The organism is Shewanella oncorhynchi, from assembly GCF_030848765.1.
GTDB lineage: Bacteria > Pseudomonadota > Gammaproteobacteria > Enterobacterales > Shewanellaceae > Shewanella > Shewanella oncorhynchi.
This window is the reverse complement of the sequence record NZ_CP132914.1, coordinates 713,935-732,298: the sequence shown is the minus strand read 5'-3', so window position 1 is coordinate 732,298 and position 18,364 is coordinate 713,935. Positions and strand designations below refer to the sequence as shown.

Annotated in this window: 18 protein-coding genes; 7 read left to right on the top strand and 11 right to left on the bottom strand. The window is 44.0% G+C overall.

Annotation, left to right across the window (positions count from 1 at the left end):
• Window positions 1-531: 531 nt before the first annotated feature.
• A complete protein-coding gene (locus RA178_RS03320) occupies window positions 532-765 on the top strand; it encodes a transposase (RefSeq protein ID WP_106649408.1) in 234 nt (77 codons plus the stop codon).
• Window positions 766-1,480: 715 nt separating this feature from the next.
• Here the strand turns inward: RA178_RS03320 and RA178_RS03315 are convergent.
• Window positions 1,481-2,341 carry a PA4780 family RIO1-like protein kinase gene (locus tag RA178_RS03315; protein WP_028759534.1) on the bottom strand — a complete coding sequence of 287 codons (861 nt, stop codon included), beginning with the start codon at window positions 2,339-2,341 and terminating at the stop codon, window positions 1,481-1,483.
• Window positions 2,342-2,676: 335 nt separating this feature from the next.
• Entirely contained in the window at window positions 2,677-2,991 is a 315-nt protein-coding gene (locus RA178_RS03310) for a hypothetical protein (protein WP_173246900.1), read from the bottom strand.
• Between the two features lie 180 nt (window positions 2,992-3,171).
• Here RA178_RS03310 and RA178_RS03305 point away from each other — a divergent pair, with 180 nt between their 5' ends.
• Complete coding sequence (locus tag RA178_RS03305; protein WP_113939984.1) at window positions 3,172-3,720, top strand: DUF2799 domain-containing protein; 549 nt, start codon at window positions 3,172-3,174, stop codon at window positions 3,718-3,720.
• A gap of 55 nt (window positions 3,721-3,775) precedes the next feature.
• On the opposite strand, the gene RA178_RS03300 is transcribed toward RA178_RS03305, so the two are convergent.
• Window positions 3,776-4,534: a phosphatase PAP2 family protein gene (locus RA178_RS03300; protein WP_173248693.1), complete on the bottom strand. Its 759-nt coding sequence runs from the start codon at window positions 4,532-4,534 to the stop codon at window positions 3,776-3,778.
• Window positions 4,535-4,758: 224 nt separating this feature from the next.
• Here RA178_RS03300 and RA178_RS03295 point away from each other — a divergent pair, with 224 nt between their 5' ends.
• Entirely contained in the window at window positions 4,759-6,699 is a 1,941-nt protein-coding gene (locus RA178_RS03295) for a bifunctional diguanylate cyclase/phosphodiesterase (RefSeq protein ID WP_306684530.1), read from the top strand.
• Between the two features lie 524 nt (window positions 6,700-7,223).
• Here RA178_RS03295 and RA178_RS03290 read toward each other — a convergent pair.
• From RA178_RS03290 to RA178_RS03265, 6 genes are all read right to left on the bottom strand, one after another.
• On the bottom strand, window positions 7,224-7,901 hold the full coding sequence (locus RA178_RS03290; protein ID WP_041411383.1) for a hypothetical protein: 678 nt from the start codon (window positions 7,899-7,901) through the stop codon (window positions 7,224-7,226).
• Between the two features lie 185 nt (window positions 7,902-8,086).
• Window positions 8,087-8,479, bottom strand: a complete 393-nt coding sequence (locus RA178_RS03285) for a hypothetical protein (protein WP_263185659.1) — start codon at window positions 8,477-8,479, stop codon at window positions 8,087-8,089.
• 544 nt (window positions 8,480-9,023) lie between these two features.
• Window positions 9,024-9,854: a hypothetical protein gene (locus RA178_RS03280; RefSeq protein ID WP_263172790.1), complete on the bottom strand. Its 831-nt coding sequence runs from the start codon at window positions 9,852-9,854 to the stop codon at window positions 9,024-9,026.
• 97 nt (window positions 9,855-9,951) lie between these two features.
• Window positions 9,952-10,665 carry a LysE family translocator gene (locus RA178_RS03275; protein WP_105251380.1) on the bottom strand — a complete coding sequence of 238 codons (714 nt, stop codon included), beginning with the start codon at window positions 10,663-10,665 and terminating at the stop codon, window positions 9,952-9,954.
• 138 nt (window positions 10,666-10,803) lie between these two features.
• Window positions 10,804-11,646, bottom strand: coding sequence for an AraC family transcriptional regulator (locus tag RA178_RS03270; protein ID WP_168825528.1), 843 nt, complete (start codon window positions 11,644-11,646; stop codon window positions 10,804-10,806).
• A 272-nt stretch (window positions 11,647-11,918) separates the two neighbouring features.
• Window positions 11,919-13,976 carry a TonB-dependent receptor gene (locus RA178_RS03265; protein ID WP_371135011.1) on the bottom strand — a complete coding sequence of 686 codons (2,058 nt, stop codon included), beginning with the start codon at window positions 13,974-13,976 and terminating at the stop codon, window positions 11,919-11,921.
• Window positions 13,977-14,302: 326 nt separating this feature from the next.
• Here RA178_RS03265 and RA178_RS03260 point away from each other — a divergent pair, with 326 nt between their 5' ends.
• On the top strand, window positions 14,303-15,118 hold the full coding sequence (locus tag RA178_RS03260; RefSeq protein ID WP_306684526.1) for a transporter substrate-binding domain-containing protein: 816 nt from the start codon (window positions 14,303-14,305) through the stop codon (window positions 15,116-15,118).
• Window positions 15,119-15,261: 143 nt separating this feature from the next.
• Here the strand turns inward: RA178_RS03260 and RA178_RS03255 are convergent, their stop codons facing one another.
• Together RA178_RS03255 and RA178_RS03250 are read right to left on the bottom strand one after the other, a co-directional pair.
• Window positions 15,262-16,224, bottom strand: coding sequence for a hypothetical protein (locus RA178_RS03255; RefSeq protein ID WP_306684525.1), 963 nt, complete (start codon window positions 16,222-16,224; stop codon window positions 15,262-15,264).
• Between the two features lies 1 nt (window position 16,225).
• Window positions 16,226-16,612 carry a PadR family transcriptional regulator gene (locus tag RA178_RS03250; protein WP_105251375.1) on the bottom strand — a complete coding sequence of 129 codons (387 nt, stop codon included), beginning with the start codon at window positions 16,610-16,612 and terminating at the stop codon, window positions 16,226-16,228.
• Window positions 16,613-17,023: 411 nt separating this feature from the next.
• On the opposite strand from RA178_RS03250, the gene RA178_RS03245 reads away from it, so the two are divergent.
• The 3 genes from RA178_RS03245 to RA178_RS03235 all read left to right on the top strand — a co-directional run bounded on the left by RA178_RS03245 (window position 17,024) and on the right by RA178_RS03235 (window position 18,348).
• The gene (locus tag RA178_RS03245; protein ID WP_306684523.1) at window positions 17,024-17,671 is read left to right on the top strand and encodes an excalibur calcium-binding domain-containing protein; all 648 of its coding nucleotides are present in this window, start codon (window positions 17,024-17,026) and stop codon (window positions 17,669-17,671) included.
• Window positions 17,672-17,788: 117 nt separating this feature from the next.
• Window positions 17,789-17,938 carry a hypothetical protein gene (locus RA178_RS03240; RefSeq protein WP_263176390.1) on the top strand — a complete coding sequence of 50 codons (150 nt, stop codon included), beginning with the start codon at window positions 17,789-17,791 and terminating at the stop codon, window positions 17,936-17,938.
• Between the two features lie 62 nt (window positions 17,939-18,000).
• Window positions 18,001-18,348 (top strand): thioredoxin family protein, encoded by a 348-nt coding sequence (locus RA178_RS03235; protein ID WP_263176391.1) that lies wholly within the window; start codon window positions 18,001-18,003, stop codon window positions 18,346-18,348.
• Window positions 18,349-18,364: the final 16 nt, after the last annotated feature.

Genomic DNA, 18,364 nt, shown 5'->3' with positions numbered 1-18,364 from the left:
TTATCCATCTTCAATTATGCTAATCCAGATTTTAGTCAGCAAAGATACAGATTTCGGGCTTCAATCATGGCTTGTACCGCCCAATTTCATATCAAGTCTATGGCACCGAAATAGTGCACCTTGCACCTTTATTGGCAGCACTAAAAAATAACGCCGTTTTAATCGAAGGCGCAATGCAATGATTTAAAAGGTTAAAATGAAAATTAGAATATTGGCACGAATTTTACATACTACTAAGTGAGTAGACAGTCAGACGCGGTAAACATCGCCGAAAAACTAGAGTCGACTTCAACTGGATTAATCCAAATTAAATGGACCTATCGAGACAGAAAATGGGCTCGAGTATTTAGGGTCATAAAGGAGGAAGTATGAAAACGGTCATGAACTTTATCGCACTATGTCGCCACGAATGGATTTGTCTGCGCCATCTAGGTCTGAGCCAGTGGGATTTAGAACAGCGTCACTATCATCAATAAAAGGCAACGCAAACGGTCATATTTTGGTTAGAAGGCAGTAAAAGAGGGAACGCTCATGGGAATCGCAGAAAATAGTCTCAAGCTACATGTTATCACCGAGGTTAAAGTACAAGGTCGCTTACTGTCGGATGTTGCACGTCAATACGGTTTATCTGCCAAGGCAGTCTACCAATGGGTGCGAGAAAGCGATCTGCAACCCCAGCAAAGAGAATGCGCATTAATGAGTGAGATTGCCCAGCTACAGAAAAAAATTAAACAGCTCAATCAAGAGCTACGCACGATAGGTTAGCCTGTACAACAAGCTAAACGTGCCCGAATAGACAAGGCCGGACGAGATTGCATATCGCCCTGCTGATAACGCTAACGATGTAAAAGATGTGCTAACAACAATAATAACAGCGCCCTTTTTAGTCCGGCCTTGTCGTCCAAATTGATGAACCCAGCGAAGATTGGGAAATAGTATTAACAGCAACAAACGGATAGGGACAATGCAAAAGTTTCGGCAAGACTAGGGAGGGAGTTATCTCCCCTAAGATCAAATATGTGAATTGTGCTCCCCCAAGTCATGAACATATTTCTCTCTCTGGCCTTGTCATTTTATTCACAGGATCAATGATGATCCAGCACTGCAATGAGTGTAGTGCGCCAAGGAAGGCCGTGATTGGTATTACATAGATTGACTGAAGAGTGACCAAGGTTTCGGCAAGAATTGAGGGAGTTATCTTCCCCAAAGATTAAATATGTGAATTGTGCTCCCCCAAGTCATGAACATATTTCTCTCAACTCTTGTCCTTTTATCACACTGTTCGATGATTGCTAGCTTGTTTGTAGCAACAAGGATGGCCCCAGCTTCCATCGGGGATTAAGCCAAGGATTGGCTAACGCCAAAAATTAAATAACAATAATAAAATCAATAACAAAAATAATAATTTCACTTAATTTTTAGCATAAAAAAGACGCTACTTTGAGCGTCTTTTTTATGGGTGAAAAACAACGACTGACGATTAATAGTCTTCTTCGTTTGCCTCTTGGATCCGCTGCTTACGCTCTTGTGCCTCTTCAAAGGCTGCTTGGATTTCTTCCAAGACCGCACTAACATCGGCTTCAACCAGCACTTCGGTAAACTCACCCGTTAATGGCGTTTCAGGCTTCAATTCACCGGCTTCAAACAAGGCCCAAATTTCTTTGGCGTATTGTGTTTTTAGCAGCTCAGGAGCATACAAACCATAGTATTGAGTCATGTTATTCACATCACGCGCTAACATCCATTTAGCATGGTTATTCGCCGCGGCATCGACGGCCTGAGGTAAGTCGATAATCACTGGCCCTTCACTATCAACTAACACATTAAACTCAGACAAGTCACCGTGCACTAACCCCGCACAGAGCATACGTTTAACATAGGTCATCACCAACGCATGATCCTTCAAGGCTTTTTCTGCCGACATACTGACATCGTTTAATCTCGGCGCGACATTGCCCTCGGCATCCGTCACTAACTCCATCAGCAACACGCCATCAAAACAGCCGTAAGGTGTTGGCACCCGCACACCTGCATTCGCTAAACGGTAAAGTGCTTCAACTTCAGCATTTTGCCAAGCTTCTTCCTGCTGATCGCGGCCAAATTTAGACCCTTTTTCCATCGCGCGCGCACGACGACTGTTACGGACTTTTCGGCCTTCTTGATATAACACAGCTTGCTTAAAACTGCGCTTGTCCGCTTCTTTATAGACTTTGGCACAGCGGATATCATCACCACTGCGTACAACGTACACAGTCGCTTCTTTACCGCTCATTAACTGGCTAATGACCTCATCGACCAGTCCTTCATCAACCAGGGGTTGGATTCGTTTCGGAGTTTTCATAGCGCCCTTATACCTTACTTAGGCATGATATGGAATACTGCGGGCAAATCTTCATACAAAAGCGGTCTCCAGCGGAAGTTTGATGAATATAGTTTAGGATTATTAAACGAATTTTAAGTAAAAACTAATGCACTTGCGTGTTAAACACAATACCAGATTTACTCAGCGCGTTGGCAAAGAAAGAGACTGAAAATACCGCTTTAACTAAAAGAATATTCTTTTATGCTCACCCCAGTAAAACCAGACTCAAAACGACAAGCCATATTCCGCGCCGAATATGCCAATCCAAGCCAGTTGAAATAATACCCATAGCTAAATTGGTGCAGGAACTTAACTCAAACAAACAAGGCAATCACACTGCCCACGGTCGCCGCCGCTTTCAATATTTGGCCTGCACTGTAATAAGTGTCGTTTGAACTCTTAACGTCATCTACATCATCCGCACTAGGCTCAGGTATTTTACTCCTTGCATTGCCATCAAAACTGACCTCAGCTTTGGGAGCCGCCAGCCCTAATGCACCATAGGTAAAGGATTTAAGTCCGCTTGGCTCGGCGGTATCAAGGGATTGATGAGCCGACTTAACTGCTGGTAATGAAGCTGAATACGCAGATGAAATAAGTGAAATCATAGCGAGCACCAAAGCAGACATTTAAAGTGTTAACCGCAAACTAACACAATATCAGCTGGTTATCATGCATTCATCCGCTAAACTGTGATGGATTTTGCCCAACAAAACGCATCTATTACAGTATAAATAGCGGTATATATAGCTAGATCTCCCCCATAAGAGCCTTTATCCTAAACGCCACAACATATAGAGAACTTATCCATGCACTATCCCAGCATTTTCCTCGCACTTTCAGTCCTATCCCTGACTCAATGCAGCAGCTTATCGATTGAAGAATGCGCCAATAGTGATTGGTTTGCCCTTGGGCTTGCCGATGGCAACCGTGGGACAAGTTCTGGGCAATTAAATCAATATCAAAAAGATTGTCGTGAATTTAATCTCAGTGTCGATACAGCGCAATGGAAACAAGGATACCAGCAAGGGTTAGCCAGTTACTGCGTGCCAGAAAATGGCTACCGCGTAGGCTTAGCGGGAGAAAGTTATTATGGGGTTTGCAGTAATAACCAGTTTGTTGAGCGCTATAACCAAGGCCATCAACAATACCTGACCAACAAACGTTTAACTGAGATTGCCGATCGCTTAAATACCATAGAGAGAGAAATAAGCAGTCTTGATGGCAAGATCAATAATCTCACCGACAAGGCTGACTTATTGAAACAGAAAAACAGCCTACTCAACGAAAAAAACCAACTGTTAGATGAAAGATCTCGCCTACGCAGACCTGATATGCGCTTCGAATTTAGATTTTAAGCCATAAAAAAATACTGAACCCAATAAGGACTCAGGGCGTTAGCTTCGCAGCTCGTTATTTTTGCGGTATTCCACTACTTGTAACCTTGAACATTTGACCCAAAGCGACCAATTTAGACTTTCTAAACGCAGGCGAGCGCAGAAAAAACACATAGTAAAGTAGGCTAGCGGACGTCCATGCTATGGCTAAACTCCATAAATCATGACTCAAGAAGTGGGCGCCGCGTAACTCTTGGCCAATGCCAAATACTAGGCCTAAACTCAAACCAAAGATTAATCCAAACTTAGCTAAATGCGGGCGATACTCATGCAGCACGTAATACAAGGCAACCCAAGCAAACCCGCCGCTGGCATGGCCACCAGGGAAACATTGACCAAACTCAGCACTTTTAGGTAAACGAGAAAACAAGGATGAATGTATCATCTGGCCGCCAAACTCAATCACATCCCACGGGCAGGTCATGTGAGTAACGCTCTTGCCTATTCGGACCAGCAACACACTCGCCAATACGCTACTAAATAGGTAAATCAGGCCCTTACGGTACGGTTTTACCCTGTCACTTCGAAAACTAAAGGCAATGCCGACTACGACACTCACCGCCAGCAAGATGACAAAGTTACGCCCAGTGACATGCAGTAAATCTTCGGTCAACCAATATCCTCTCAATGGCCAAGAGTCGATACCCCCTTGCCAATGAAATAACAAAGTCGCGACTTTCATATCAGCGTGAGTCCATTCAAGCCCCACTATGATCACTGCAAACACTAAAAGCGGCGTAATTAAATGCCCCTTAGCAAAATCCATAAATGTCATCATAACTTTATATTTCAGATAGTTATTCACTAATAAATCCAAAAATCAGAACATTTAGTGTTAGAGTACCGTTGAATTCTTACCTAACACTTAAGAGATCTAACAGCGCAGCATTTAAGATAGAACCGAGATTTTGCAGTAACTAAATTTACCGAAAAGACTCACATCATGAGTAAAAAGACTATAGTTTATGAATAGTATCGCGCCTCTAGGACTGAGCATTCATGCCATACAACCTCGCCATTAACCAGTCTCAAAAAGATCGTTTATTTGCCGACATTGCTATCGACACAGACAAAATCGTTGTTCCCCAAGAAATGGTTGATAACTGGCAACAAACCTTAGATTTGCTCTCTGAATTAGTCGACACCCCCGCCGCTTTGATCATGCGTGTCCATCAAACCGATATTGAGGTCTTTACCTCGAGCCGCACCCAAGGTAATCCCTATAAAAAACATGATAAAGACAGTTTAGGCCACGGGCTTTACTGCGAAACAGTGATCAAAGAAGGTAAGGAACTCCACATTCCTAACGCCCTAAAGGATAAAAACTGGGACAAAAATCCTGACATTAAACTCGGCATGATCGCATACTGTGGTTTACCTTTACGTTGGCCAGATAGCAGTGCCTTTGGCACTATCTGCATGCTCGATAGCCAAGAGCATAATTACCCCCAATCTTTTCGCAGCTTACTCGCTCGGTTTCAAAATGGTATCGAAGCTAACCTAGTCACCCTTTATCAACAGGCTAAGCTACAACTGCACAATCAGCAGCTAGAGCAAAAAGTACAACAGCGCACCCATGAACTCGCCGAACTTAGCGGCAAGCTCATCAAAGAAATCGAAAACCGCACCTCCACCGAAACCTCACTGGAATACCATAAAAGCTATGATCCACTGACGGGATTACCCAATCGCATCAATTTGATTAATAGTCTGTCTATCATGCTCGAAAAAGTGAATCGCAAAGAAAAGATTTCAGTACTCTATCTTGGGCTGCGCAATTTCAAATCCATCAACGACAGTTATGGTTACCTGATTGGCGATAAAATTCTCACTATTCTCAGCCAACGTTTACAGCACTATACCGATGAAAACACCTTTATCGCCCGCATCGCTGGCGCCGAATTTGTGATTATTCAAGCCCACAAACCTTCGAATAACGAAACCAATAAACTCATCAATAAAGTGCTTAACTGCTGTAACACGCCCTTTGGTGTGGCTGATTTTGTAATCACGATTCCCTCGAGCATGGGCATAGCACAAGCGCCTATGGATGGTATCGATGCCGCCATCCTGCTGCAAAAAGCCGGAGCGGCCATGACGATCAGCAAGGCTGATGGCTCAACTCACAGCTTCTTTAATCAAGATACGCAAGCCGCTTTAAACCTACGCTATCAACTGGAATCCCACTTGGTCGATGCACTGAACAAGAACGAGTTAAGCCTGCATTACCAACCCTTTATTAACTTAAAGACGAAGCAAGTGATTGGTGCCGAAGCCCTGCTGCGCTGGCATAATCCCATCCTTGGCAATGTCGCCCCAGACAGATTCATCGCCTTAGCTGAACGTAATGGCCAGATTATTGATATTGGCAATTTTGTATTGCATACCGCGCTGTCTCAGGCGGCAAAATGGTGTCGCGAGGTAGGCCAAGAGTTTAAAATCGCCATCAATATTTCCCCTTTGCAAATGCGCAATCCCCGCTTTAGCGAACACATAGCCGACTTACTCACCCTCTATCAATTGCCACCCACCGCCTTAGAACTTGAAATTACCGAAGGCATGCTGATGCAGGATGAACATATTGCCCACAATGCCATCCAAAAACTACAAGAACTCGGTATCCGCATCTCCCTAGATGATTTTGGCACAGGCTACTCATCCTTAAGTTATCTACAAAAATACTCTTTCGACACCTTAAAAATCGATCGCTGCTTTATTAGTAAACTCGAAGAAAACGAACAAAATAGAGAGTTAACAAAGGCAATTATTGCCATTGGTAAGAAACTGGACTTGGAAGTGATCGCCGAAGGCGTAGAAACCCTAGAACAAGATGCCTTTATTCGCCACGAGGAATGCGACTTAGGCCAAGGCTACCTCTACGGTAAACCCATTACCGCAACACAGTTTGAGCAGGCATTTATCCATAAAAAAGAGCATTAAGTTCATCCTTAATGCTCTTTTATTTCGCGAATTAAAACCGACTGAATAATGCTGCGTGAATTGTCATTTCCACAGAATGTTATAAATTACATTGGGATAGATATGTGTTGAAGACTAATGTTTGGGACCAGTAATTTTAGTCGTTAGCAGTTTAGCGTCTGCTGATATCCACTCATATAGGTTTACCATGGTATTTGCTCGTCGACTCGCAGCCAGTCCGTCCTTGGATGCTCGACCACCCCGTCCATGGGGCGGACGGTCGTCTCGCTAATCACCATGGCGCACCTTTTTGGCATTAGCGTAATCTGTAGATTTAAAAGCCTTACGCTGCACGCTTTTAGACTTAAACGTGTTAGTTCCAACACTCTAACCTGTAATTTTCGGATTAAAATCTCTATATGTTAATGCCCCTATCAGAGGCAATAAAATAGCTGTCAAACACTGCAAAGAAGTGTAATAAACAGCTATTTTTTCCTTTGAATTTGCCAGAAAATTAATATGCCACTACAAATAACTATTTAATATTACTTTGTTGAAGGATTAGTTAAATCTATCATCCATGATCTTAAATCCTTCCATAAAACGATATCTCTTGGCAGCACTAATTCGTCCTTGATCTTCACATCTACAGCAGATTCCGTTAATGGAACTAATTTTCCATTTTGCCTTACTTCGGATATATAAAAAGTATTATGAGGTAAATCATTAGGCGGGATCAGCCAATAACTTAAGGTCACTTTAGATTCTGAATCGCCGCTAAAGTAGGATGTAGTGAGCCAGTTACTTTTAAGTTTCGGAACTCGTGACAAGCAATCCTCGAATCTAGTTCTTTCATCTCCTTCACGTTTATAAATAACATCGTTAGCAAAACCACCACGTTCTTCAATAAAAAGAAGGTATCGTCGCCCTGGTATAAGTTCTTCTTTAGAGCCCAGGGTCAACTGGTCTGAATTGGGTTTAGACAAACTTTCATTTACCCTAACTTTATTCTTGTATCCGCAAAGCGATTTGTCGCCTAAACTTACTTTCCATTTGGGTGTATGTGTCCACTCAATCATTTCCGATGAAATAACAGTTACGTCAACGATGTTTTCAGCTGACAACACTGCCTGTGCTAAATCTTGACGAATAAAGCGTGCATCAGTGCTTCCTGCATACAGTAAAAAAAGAGCTAGTCCATAAGTAATAATCTGATTATTCATCAAAGCTAACCTTTGTCGCATTGAAACGTTCCAGTAATTGTGAACACTTTCTAACATTACTGAAACTTGGTCAATATGTCTGTAACTGGCAGAGCTAGTTTGATAAAGCGAAGCAAGCTTTGGGGTATCAGGTTGACAGTCAAATACAGGCCATTCCAGTATGAACTAAAGACAAGCATTTTTAGTTAGCACTTGTTATAAATTTTTTTCAGTTTTTCCTTTAGCTCTTTGGCGAGCTGACTATTGTTGAGAACAACAATACTAATAAGTAAATTTGGAATATACAAAAATAGAACTGCTCCAGCAAAAGCATTTTTTGCTTCAGGTGAAACCGCAACAATAGCCAAAGCTACTGTTAAAGCAATGCTGCACGACACCATCCTTGTAGTAAAACCGGCTACTGATTTTATAACTTTTGAACTTAGAGAATGACAATAGATAGCAAAACAAAAAATACCTAATGATATAAGTGCTTTATCATTACTCCCCTGAATAAGGCTATAAAGAATAAGACCGGGCATCAGTACAGGTATAAATATAATTAGAAAGTAATTTCTTTCAAAAGTTCGATTACTCAATGGAAGCCTCAATGACTAATAGCACCCTACGAAGGGGTGAATAATTGTTGGTTAAAAATCTATAGCCAAGCGAGACCGAGCTAACGATGACGAGTCCTGCTTTAGTGGTTTGTTAAGTGATCTGAACGAGTTCCTGCAGACACTTTGTAACATTACTAAAGTTTGGTCAACGACTATACGTTTCATTTAGCCTGTCTAGGTGCTCAAAACACGGAATTGGTTTAGCTAAGCTAACAGTGAAAAGGTTGGCTGAGATTGGCATTGTTGCAACAGTGACCGTTGGCGGCATGGATATCGCCGTCGAGCCTATAGGGATATATTTACGGCGAGTCACTGAGGAAATAATGACAATTCATGCTGCACAACTGAAGACAAAGTAAGATAACTTTGGGGCAATAGCTTTTTAGCTAAACGAACAGCGACAGGGTTAGTTAAGATTAGCACTATTGCAACAGTGACCTTCTAAAACATGGATGACTAAAGCGGCGACCATCAACGGATAGTCGCGGCTTTAAATCTCACTCATAGGGATATGGAAACGAGACTAGTCTGCTTTAATAACGGCTTGTGTCAGTATTTCTTGGTCATTCTTAAACACCACTAGCTCGCCTAGAGGACTATCGCTGCCGCCTAAGACGGTGACATAACAATAATACTGGTATGGGCCGCTGCGAAATTGGTATGAATGATTCCCTCCACTGCCATCAAAAACGAGTTTGCCTTTATTCAGCACTAAATCTGGCTTTTCACTCAATGCCTTACCCTTTGCCCATGCGGCATAGCGGTATTGGCTGTTCCCCATATCATCGACACGAATGGTAAACTTGGCGGTCTCCCAAGATAACGCTGGGCTGACAAACTCACTCACACTCGGATGTAATGCCGTTTGTTGCTTAGCAATAAGCTCTGCTTTCAGTTTTGCCTCTACCGGTGTTTGATAGTTAATGGCGATGATCTTGCCATCAAAATCCAGCCACACAACACCGCTACCGAGCATAATGCCGCGCCAGCCCATCGTCTGCCAATCGGCTTCAATCTTAGAATGGGCGATCTGCTCAAGCAGCTTAGGATCAAAAACCTGATCGAAACGTGCGATCATTTCCTGCGTATTTTGAATCGCTGGGATCGGATATTCACGTTTAAGCGGGTAAGCCACACGCTTAGCAATCGCTTCAGGATCATTGGCCTTGGCGGCGTCGATAAGCCCCTGCACCAGAGGAATATATTCCTGTGGCATGGCTTCATCAGCGGCGTTTGCATTGATACTTAAACCCATAACGCTGAATATTAACGCCGCTGAAAACGCGATATTCATCAGTTTAACTTGGCTGAAAACAGCTAATTTGCTTCCCTTAAGTCGTGAGGCGAATGGCATCTTTATCCCTTACTCCAAATGTCTCTGCTGAGACTAAAGGCCAAGAATACCATAAGTGCCTCAGACTAAAACCTAAGGTGATTTACACTGCGCCTGACTAAGCGGTTAATAATAGGTTTGAGTAAATCGCCAAGGCTACTGACATAAAGATGACACCAATAACCGCATCGATAACCGGTGTTAGTCGCTGCAATTTAAGTTGCACCTGCGCCTTTGACAACATTACCGCTAAAAAGCCAAACCATGCCAATGACAAAGACAACAACAAAATAGCGGAAGCGATTTTAGTGCTCGTTGTAACACTTGGGGTAATCAAGGCCGAAAACAGGGTTAAGAAAAACACTAATGCTTTTGGATTCAATATATTGGTATAAAACCCAGTCAAAAAACCTTGCCTGCGCGACATAGCGCCACCTAAGCCACCAGCAACAGACGCCACACCTTCAACGTCACCAGCGCTAATAACAGCATCATCATTTGTCCCTGCATGGACTCTGGCACTCATTTTACGTTTAGCGAGTATCGCAAGACCGGCACGCAGGGCACCAAAACCCATCCAAGCGAGGTAAGAAGCGCCCACAATTTGCACTAAGAGATACAGAGTGTGCGAACTCTTAATGAGTAGACTCACACCGGTCAGACTCAAAATCGTATGAGCTAAAATGGCTATTGAAATCCCCACAGCGGCGGCAACCGCAGTGCTTCTGGACTGCTGAGTCGCAATCTTCACCATAATAGCAAAATCGGGTCCGGGACTGATTAAAGCAACGGCATGGATTACAGCCAAGGTGAGTAATAAAGATAAATCCATAGATATGCGGCTCCGCAAAAAAGGTTAATAACGATAACTGAGGCAGCCAGTATGGCAATTTGTCGCAGCGCTGAATTGTAATAAATTGCACTATTCAGTGTTTTTTAAAAACCAGCGGCGTCGAACGACGGGGGGAAATTAGAGCATACGCCGCTGAAATTGCACTGGCGATAATAGGAATGCCTGCTTAAAAGCTTTGTTTAAATGACTTTGATCGAAAAATCCGAACTGCTGCGCCACATCCGCCACTAAAGCGCCATGACTTAAGGACTTTTTCGCCAACTCTAAACGCACCCGTTTAAGGTACGCATGGGGAGTCATCCCTGTTGCCTGTTTAAATTGCCGCAAAAACTGAAACTTACTTAAATTAACTTCATTGGCTAAGGTTTCAAGTTGAGTATTATGCCAAGGCTCATCGTGAATTCGCTGTTTCACTAAGCTCACCTGCAACTTAGATAACCCGAGTTGTTCACTCGGCTTAGATAGGCAAGATGAAATACCGCTTGGGTAACGCTCCAGCAGCAGATGAATAAAATTCAGTAAGTGGGACTCACCCGCTAGTGCACTGCATTGGCCTTGGATTAATAGCTCGTGTAGCTGAATAAAATATTGATAAAGCGTCGGGTCATCCACCATAGGCGCGCTAAAAAAGTGCTCCTTCAAACCCAGTTCTTGGCTGACTTCATTCATGTATTCCACAGGGATCGACATCACTTTCACCCGATAACCGTCGGCATCGCGGCTCTGGCCATCGTGGGTTTCATCGGGATTTAAGGTCGATAAACTATGCTGACCAAGCTGATAACTGCTGCCCTTATTCACAAACTGCTGTGCACCTTGAGTGACGACACCTAAGTGGTAATCCAGATGCACATGTTTATCAAAACTGAAATGCGTAAATTCCGCCTGACTCAGTTCTATGCCTGATAAGCTAGGATGACGCCAATAATTAATGTTTTCAATGGGTGTTGCAGTACTCATAACTCGCGGCGATTACCTATAGCATCAGCTGTAAAACAGGGGAAAACTCAGATCAACTCGTCATCATTCTAGCCTCCATTGTCAGCGCGGGAATAGTAAATTATTGCAGCCACATAGTTTGAAGCGATTTGGACTTAGATTAGTGCTTAAATTAGCGCTTAAATGAGTGCAGCAGAAAAAAGCGCCCAACTATCTGGACGCTTAATTGAGATACATTTTTGCTCGGCGACATACGTAATAACCTTCGATATCGCCTTAACCGATGAATACCACTAGAAATGATAACTCACGCTGACTCTCACCATTCGTGGCTCAACAGGATGATAATGCTGATCTTCAACGCCTTCGGCTGCTTCGCCGGGCAAACGAGAGGCATAAAAATAATCTATGTCGTGATCTTTACTATCAAACACATTGAGCAGCTCAAGCTTAGTATCGAAGCGGCGGAACTCGTATCCTAATGCGAGGTTAACTAATGTGGTCGCATCAGCCTTGTGGTCATTAAAGCTGTCGAGCACCCGCTCGCCAAGGTGCCGCACGCGTACACTCGAATACAGGCCATCGCCGTCGGGTCGATAGGTGATGCCCGCACTGGCAACAAAGGGAACCGCGCCATCGATATACTTGCCCTCTTCAAATTCATTTTCAGTAAATCTGGCGTTAGTCCACGCTAATTCCATATCGATACTGATTGCCTCATTCAGCCAATAATAAGCCGTTAATTCAGCACCATAACGTTCAGATGCACGACTCGGCTCAGTGTTCCCCGCATCGCCCACAAATACTAATTCTGAATCTAGCTGCAGATACCAGATCGCAGCAGAGAAATTAATAAAGTCCCTGTCATAGTATTTCACCCCAAATTCGCCGCCATTTGAGCGCACGAGCAGATCGACTTTTTCGACCTCATCGCCACTCACAGGGTCAACCTTAATCGTCGCACCGCGGGCATCGTTCGAATGTAGCCCTTGGCCTGCATTAACATATAACTCAAGATTATCGCTCCACAAATAAGAAGCACCGGCTTTGAGGCTGAACATACCATCGGACGCATCGCCACTGTTAAGCGGATTATCACTGTCGACCTGCACATCAAAATAATCGTAACGCAGCCCAAGATTAAAACGCCATTGCTCAGCTGGCAGCCACTCAACTTTGCCAAAGATGCCACTCGACAACTCTTGCACTTCATCAAGCCTTACCGTATTCAGCCGTTGTCGCGCCTGAGTGTTATACAAACCCACTGCGCCAATATCGTCATAACGCACATCGCCGCCCACACTGTAATTCAGTTGAGAGCCACCAAGTGAAGTTTGCCAATCACGCTTAAGATCGCCGCCCCAAATCGTGCGTTCATCGACTTGTTCAAACTCATCACCATTGATGGGATCGTTTAAGAAATAGGTAAAATTAGAGAATAAATTCATAGTCGAGCGAATGGCGTAGACATTTCCCTGCCAATCACCCGCATCGTAATTAGCTGAAACGCTATAACGGTTAGATTCACCGCCGACGTCTTTATCTAAAGATCCATAAAAATCAATTAATCCAGAATCCATCGCACGGGCGGGGATCTGATCCGCCGAATTCCAACTGTTGTCGTAGGCCATCATAGTGACGCTCAAGTCACCCTCGCCGAGCCGAGTTAAATAACGCCCGACGACACTGATCTTACTCACATCCTCATCAATATCCGTCCACGGGCCATCATAGGTTTGCGCCTCACCACCCCAAATAAAACGACCTATGTCAGTGTTTAGCTCCTGAGTCGCCACGAGTCGCTGGTAACCATATTCACCCAACGTCACCCCAACTTGGTTATGGGGGAGTTGATCAGCCAGCAGTAATTGGGCAGCACCCGCGCCAGAAAAATCGGCCACCTCAGGATAATAAGCGCCTTTGGCATAACGGATCTCGCCTATAAGTTCAGGGATCAAAAAGTTAAGATCCGTATAACCCTGGCCATGCCCATGGGTTCGCATATTCACAGGCATACCATCGACTCGAGTATTAAAGTCTGTGCCATGATCCAAATTAAAGCCGCGTAAGAAATACTGATTCGCCTTACCCGAACCACTGTGCTGAGTGACTATCATCCCAGGAACAAATTCGAGGATTTCGCCGGTTCGTAATAGGGGTCGACTCTCGATTTCTGCCGCGCCGACTATTCCCTCAGATGCCGAAGTACTATGGCCTAAGGTATTAATTTGCCTACCGCGCACCTCAAGGCGTTCGATATTGTCCGTTGCCGCCTCTGCCACTACGGCACTCGATAAACAACAAAGAGGTAATAACCACGTCATTGATAACCAAAGCTTTGATAACCGCATTCCTGATAATCCCAGTCCCGATTTCATCCTTTCTTTCCTACTACAGGTGATAGACGGCAAGGATTTAACGCCTTATTTACAAGCAAAAAACCGATCAAGCTCAAACTCTGATGAATAAAAAACCAGCAAAATACAGGCAAATATCATTTCTATGTGCCGTATCGCACATTTTTAAACCCAAAAGGACAAAATGTCCGCCAGCAGATCACATTTCAACCGTGTGTTAGTGCGAAATCATGGAAATAAAATAATCTTGCTTGAATAAAAATGAACCATTTATCAGGCTAGCTATACTCTAAATAACTCAACACTTTTAGAGACACGCTATGCAACGATGGAGCAATATGCACATTTGGAGTGTGTGGGTAGGCCTTTTCTTTTGTGTCTCGGTTCATGCCACCAGCAAATCAACTGCAGAAACCACAGCGATGATTGCTGATAAACCTATCATTACGATGGCGTTTTATGAGGACCCCAAACATAACTTCTACTTTAAATGGGCTGAACTGATTTACGCCCAAGCCTTTGAACGCTTAGGATATGACTTCTCCTATCAAGTGGTTCCCGCAGCCCGCGCCAGTATGATGGCGGACTCAGGTAAAGTGGATGGCGAGCCGGGGCGTGTATCTCATTATGGCGAAAAGTTTACCAACCTCATTCGAATTGAAGAACCGGTTATCGATACCCATTTAATTGCCTTCGCGCACAATCCCGAAATCAAAATACCTAACTGGCAAGCACTGCAAAAGAGTCGATACAAGATCGAATACTATCGAGGCGTGTTCCTCGCAGAACAAAAGCTAAAGGGACTCATTCCTAAGGAGCGTCTGACTGAATCTTCGTCCCCCGCGAGCTCCTTTCGTAAAATGCTCCGCGACCGAATCGATATCTATATTGATACGGAGGCAAGCTCATTGGATCTATTACAAACGCCTGAGTTTCAAGGCAGCAAAATAATCGCGATTGCCACCCTAGAAGAACTCACCAGCTATGGTTACTTAAATAAACGTCACGCAACACTCGCCGTTAATCTTGCCCGGGAGCGAAAACAGATGAAGCAAGAAGGCATATTTGACACCTACAAACAACAGGCCCAAAAATCGCTTAATAATGAAATGAATCATGGCGATACCCCAGAATAAATCAGCATCGACTGTAAAAGTCGTGGCTTACTTTTCTCCACAGAAGATGGCACTAATGTAAAAAGCCTGTTCAATCATATTGATCAGGCCATGTATTCGATAAAAAAGCGCATAAAGCTCACCTATAAAACCTAGGTTAAACCTTACTTGCTTGCGAGTTTACGCCAACGCAACCCATCGCGAATCACCTCATAGCCAGGGAACATAGCGGCAATCACTAGACTATAACTTAGCCAATGTTCTAACTGTAATAACGTAAATTCCCCATTTAATTCAGCGCCTTGGTTTTGTACTTGGTTTTGTAATAGTGGCGAACCAAAGGCCAGAAAGACTAAGAACGAGGCATAAGCAAGATTGATCCCCATATTCGTCAGTAACAATTCAGTAGTCCACACTCGGCGGCGTAGTTGCCAGAGACTATTCGCCATAGACAGTAAAATAATAGGGCTAAACCATTGCAACAATTGCTGAGCATTGGCGCTGAAAATCACAGTCCGCGCGGCTAATTGCTCGCTACTCATCCACACAGAACACCAGATCACAAGCAAGAGAAAAAGATATGTCGCCAGATCGGTAAACACATCGCTTAAACTAATATGCTGCCAACCGGGCCCAACCTTAGGCAAATTCTGCGGCTGCCATTTTTGGCAATTGCTGCCAGATAGGGGTTTCCCCTGAGCCGAGAAACTCCAAAAGGCCAACAGGATAGCGGTAAAGGCAAGACAGGCATCGCCGATAAAACCTTTGGCAATATGGTGGATAAATCCTAATAGGTCCCCCTCTGCAGAGCCCAACCATTGAGTCGTGCCGCCCACAACCTGCAGCACAAACAAGACCCCAAGCACAGTGAAAAGTGTATGTTTAAAAAGCGGAATATCCTCAGAGGCAATAATAGGCACTGCCGGAACAAATTGCTGCGCGACCTTACAGGGATGACCCATTTGCTTTAATACCGCGACAATTTGCGCTTCAGTCAATTCACCTTGTTCAGATAGGGCATCCAATTGGTCGCAGATATTGGCTTTTAATTCACGGCCTATTTCCTGACGTTTGTTCTCAGGCAATTCTCGCTGCACCGCGGCGATATAGCGATCGACTAATTCCATATCAAATCTCCTCTGCACTCTCGTCTGAGCTTTTCATATCAGAGCCATTAGTGTCAGCGCTTTGCTCCAGTAAAAAAGCCAAGGCGCCATTAAGTTGCTGCCATTCATCGGTAAGTTGACTGAGCAACTCAGCGCCCAATGACGACAATTGGTAATAACGACGCTCACGCCCTTCGGCCTGTCGCCACTCACTATCCAACAATCCTTGATCGGCTAGGCGGCGCACTAAGGGATACAGAGTCCCTTCGTCAATATCAATACCACCTTCCTGCAACTGTTTGCGGAGCGAATAACCATAGTGGGCTTGTTTTAATAATCCCAGTACCGCCAACACTAATACCCCACGGCGCAACTCGAGTCGCATTTTGACTAGCTGTGAACTTGTCATTGTCGAATTCCTGTCCTTAACACTGTGTCACACACACTGTGTGCCACACAGCAAATACTATGTAGCACACAGTAAAATTGCAAGTTTTCATGCGCATTTTTTGATCACTTTATTTATTATTAATGCAATCTATTGTTTGTATTGAATTTACAAAAATGCCAACCGTTCCTGCTAAGTGCTCACATTTCCCCACCGCCATACACTCAATGCGAATGAGTCACACATAAGCAAATTCAAGATAAAAAATTGCAAAACTTCCTTTGCTTGAGTAACTTAGCTGCCAACATTGAATAGCCGATTCGTCAACCTAAGTACGGTTTGCTCCTTAAAAAAGATAAATCGGAGCGACTCAAGTAAGTATTGATATTCAATAACTAAAAATATTAAGCGGTTAAATTAAGGACATAGAAAATGCTCATGGATAGAGGCGTACTGGTACGCTGGAACGATGAAAAGGGATTTGGCTTTATTCAGCCTGAAAAAAACGCAGCCCAAGATGTGTTTATTCACATTTCAGTGCTGAAAAAGATGGCGAGAAAACCCATAGTGGGCGACAGCATTCTGTTTCAAACGGAAGTGCAAAATGACGGCAAAAGAAAAGCGGTTATCGCCTCGATTGAAGGCGTCGCAGTCGTTGCAGCGAGTGCAACAACACGCTCCCAATCTCATATCCAATCACGCAATGAAAACTTCAATAACAAAAACAAAGCGCATTACCATAGCCCACGAAAATCCTCTTTTAATACGATAATCCCGCTGCTAATAATCGTGGCCATAGTTATCTTTGGCTTTAAACAATACCAAGAATTCAATGAAGCTCCTGCAATCGATGAAGTACCAGTCCTCACGAATGAAGACACTCAGCCAATGCCCATGTATGAAACTAAAGCGCGAACACAAGCAACGGCAACACCAAGTTTCCAATGTGAAGCGGGTAAAACCCATTGCAGCCACATGAGTTCCTGTGCTGAAGCGACTTTCTATATCCAAAATTGCCCCAATACTCAAATGGATGGTGACGATGATGGCATTCCCTGCGAGCGTCAGTGGTGCAGTTAGCAATGCGACATATGTAAAGTCACGCGTATAACCTTAAGCCTGAGCAGGTAGTAGGTAGTAGGTAGTAGGTAGTAGGTAGTAGGTAGTAGGTAGTAGGTAGTAGGTAGTAGGTAGTAAATGATAAATAATCTAAAACAATGGCGAGATAGCCTGACAGGCATACAGCAAATCGGAGTGATTGCTGCCTGTATCGGGCTTCTCATGCTTGGCTTATTCTACCTTGGTCAATTTATCGGTATTAGCGTGGTAAAAATGGGCTGGCTTTAACCCTAGAAATACGCAAACTAGCCCATGAATTGATACCCATAACAACTTCCAAATGGCAACGCATGCACACTGATATCATCACGCACATTGATTCACCTGAGATACTGGAGTCCATGTTAACTGAGCATGCGGCGGTGCTATTGTTATTTGGCGCGCCGGACTGCGGTGTGTGTCAAACGCTCAAACCGAGAATTGCTGAGATGTTGGCGCAAGCGTTCCCGCAGATGCGGATGGCCTATATTGATTGCCAAGCCCAAGGTGAGATAGCGGCGAGCCGCAATGTATTTGTCTTGCCTGTGGTGGAATGTGTGTTTTATGGCAAAACCTTTGGACGGTTTTCCAAGGTGTTTTCATTAGCGGATATTCGAGGGGCGCTTGCCCGCCCCTACGCTTTAACTGTGGCGGAATAATCCAAATTAGACAGTG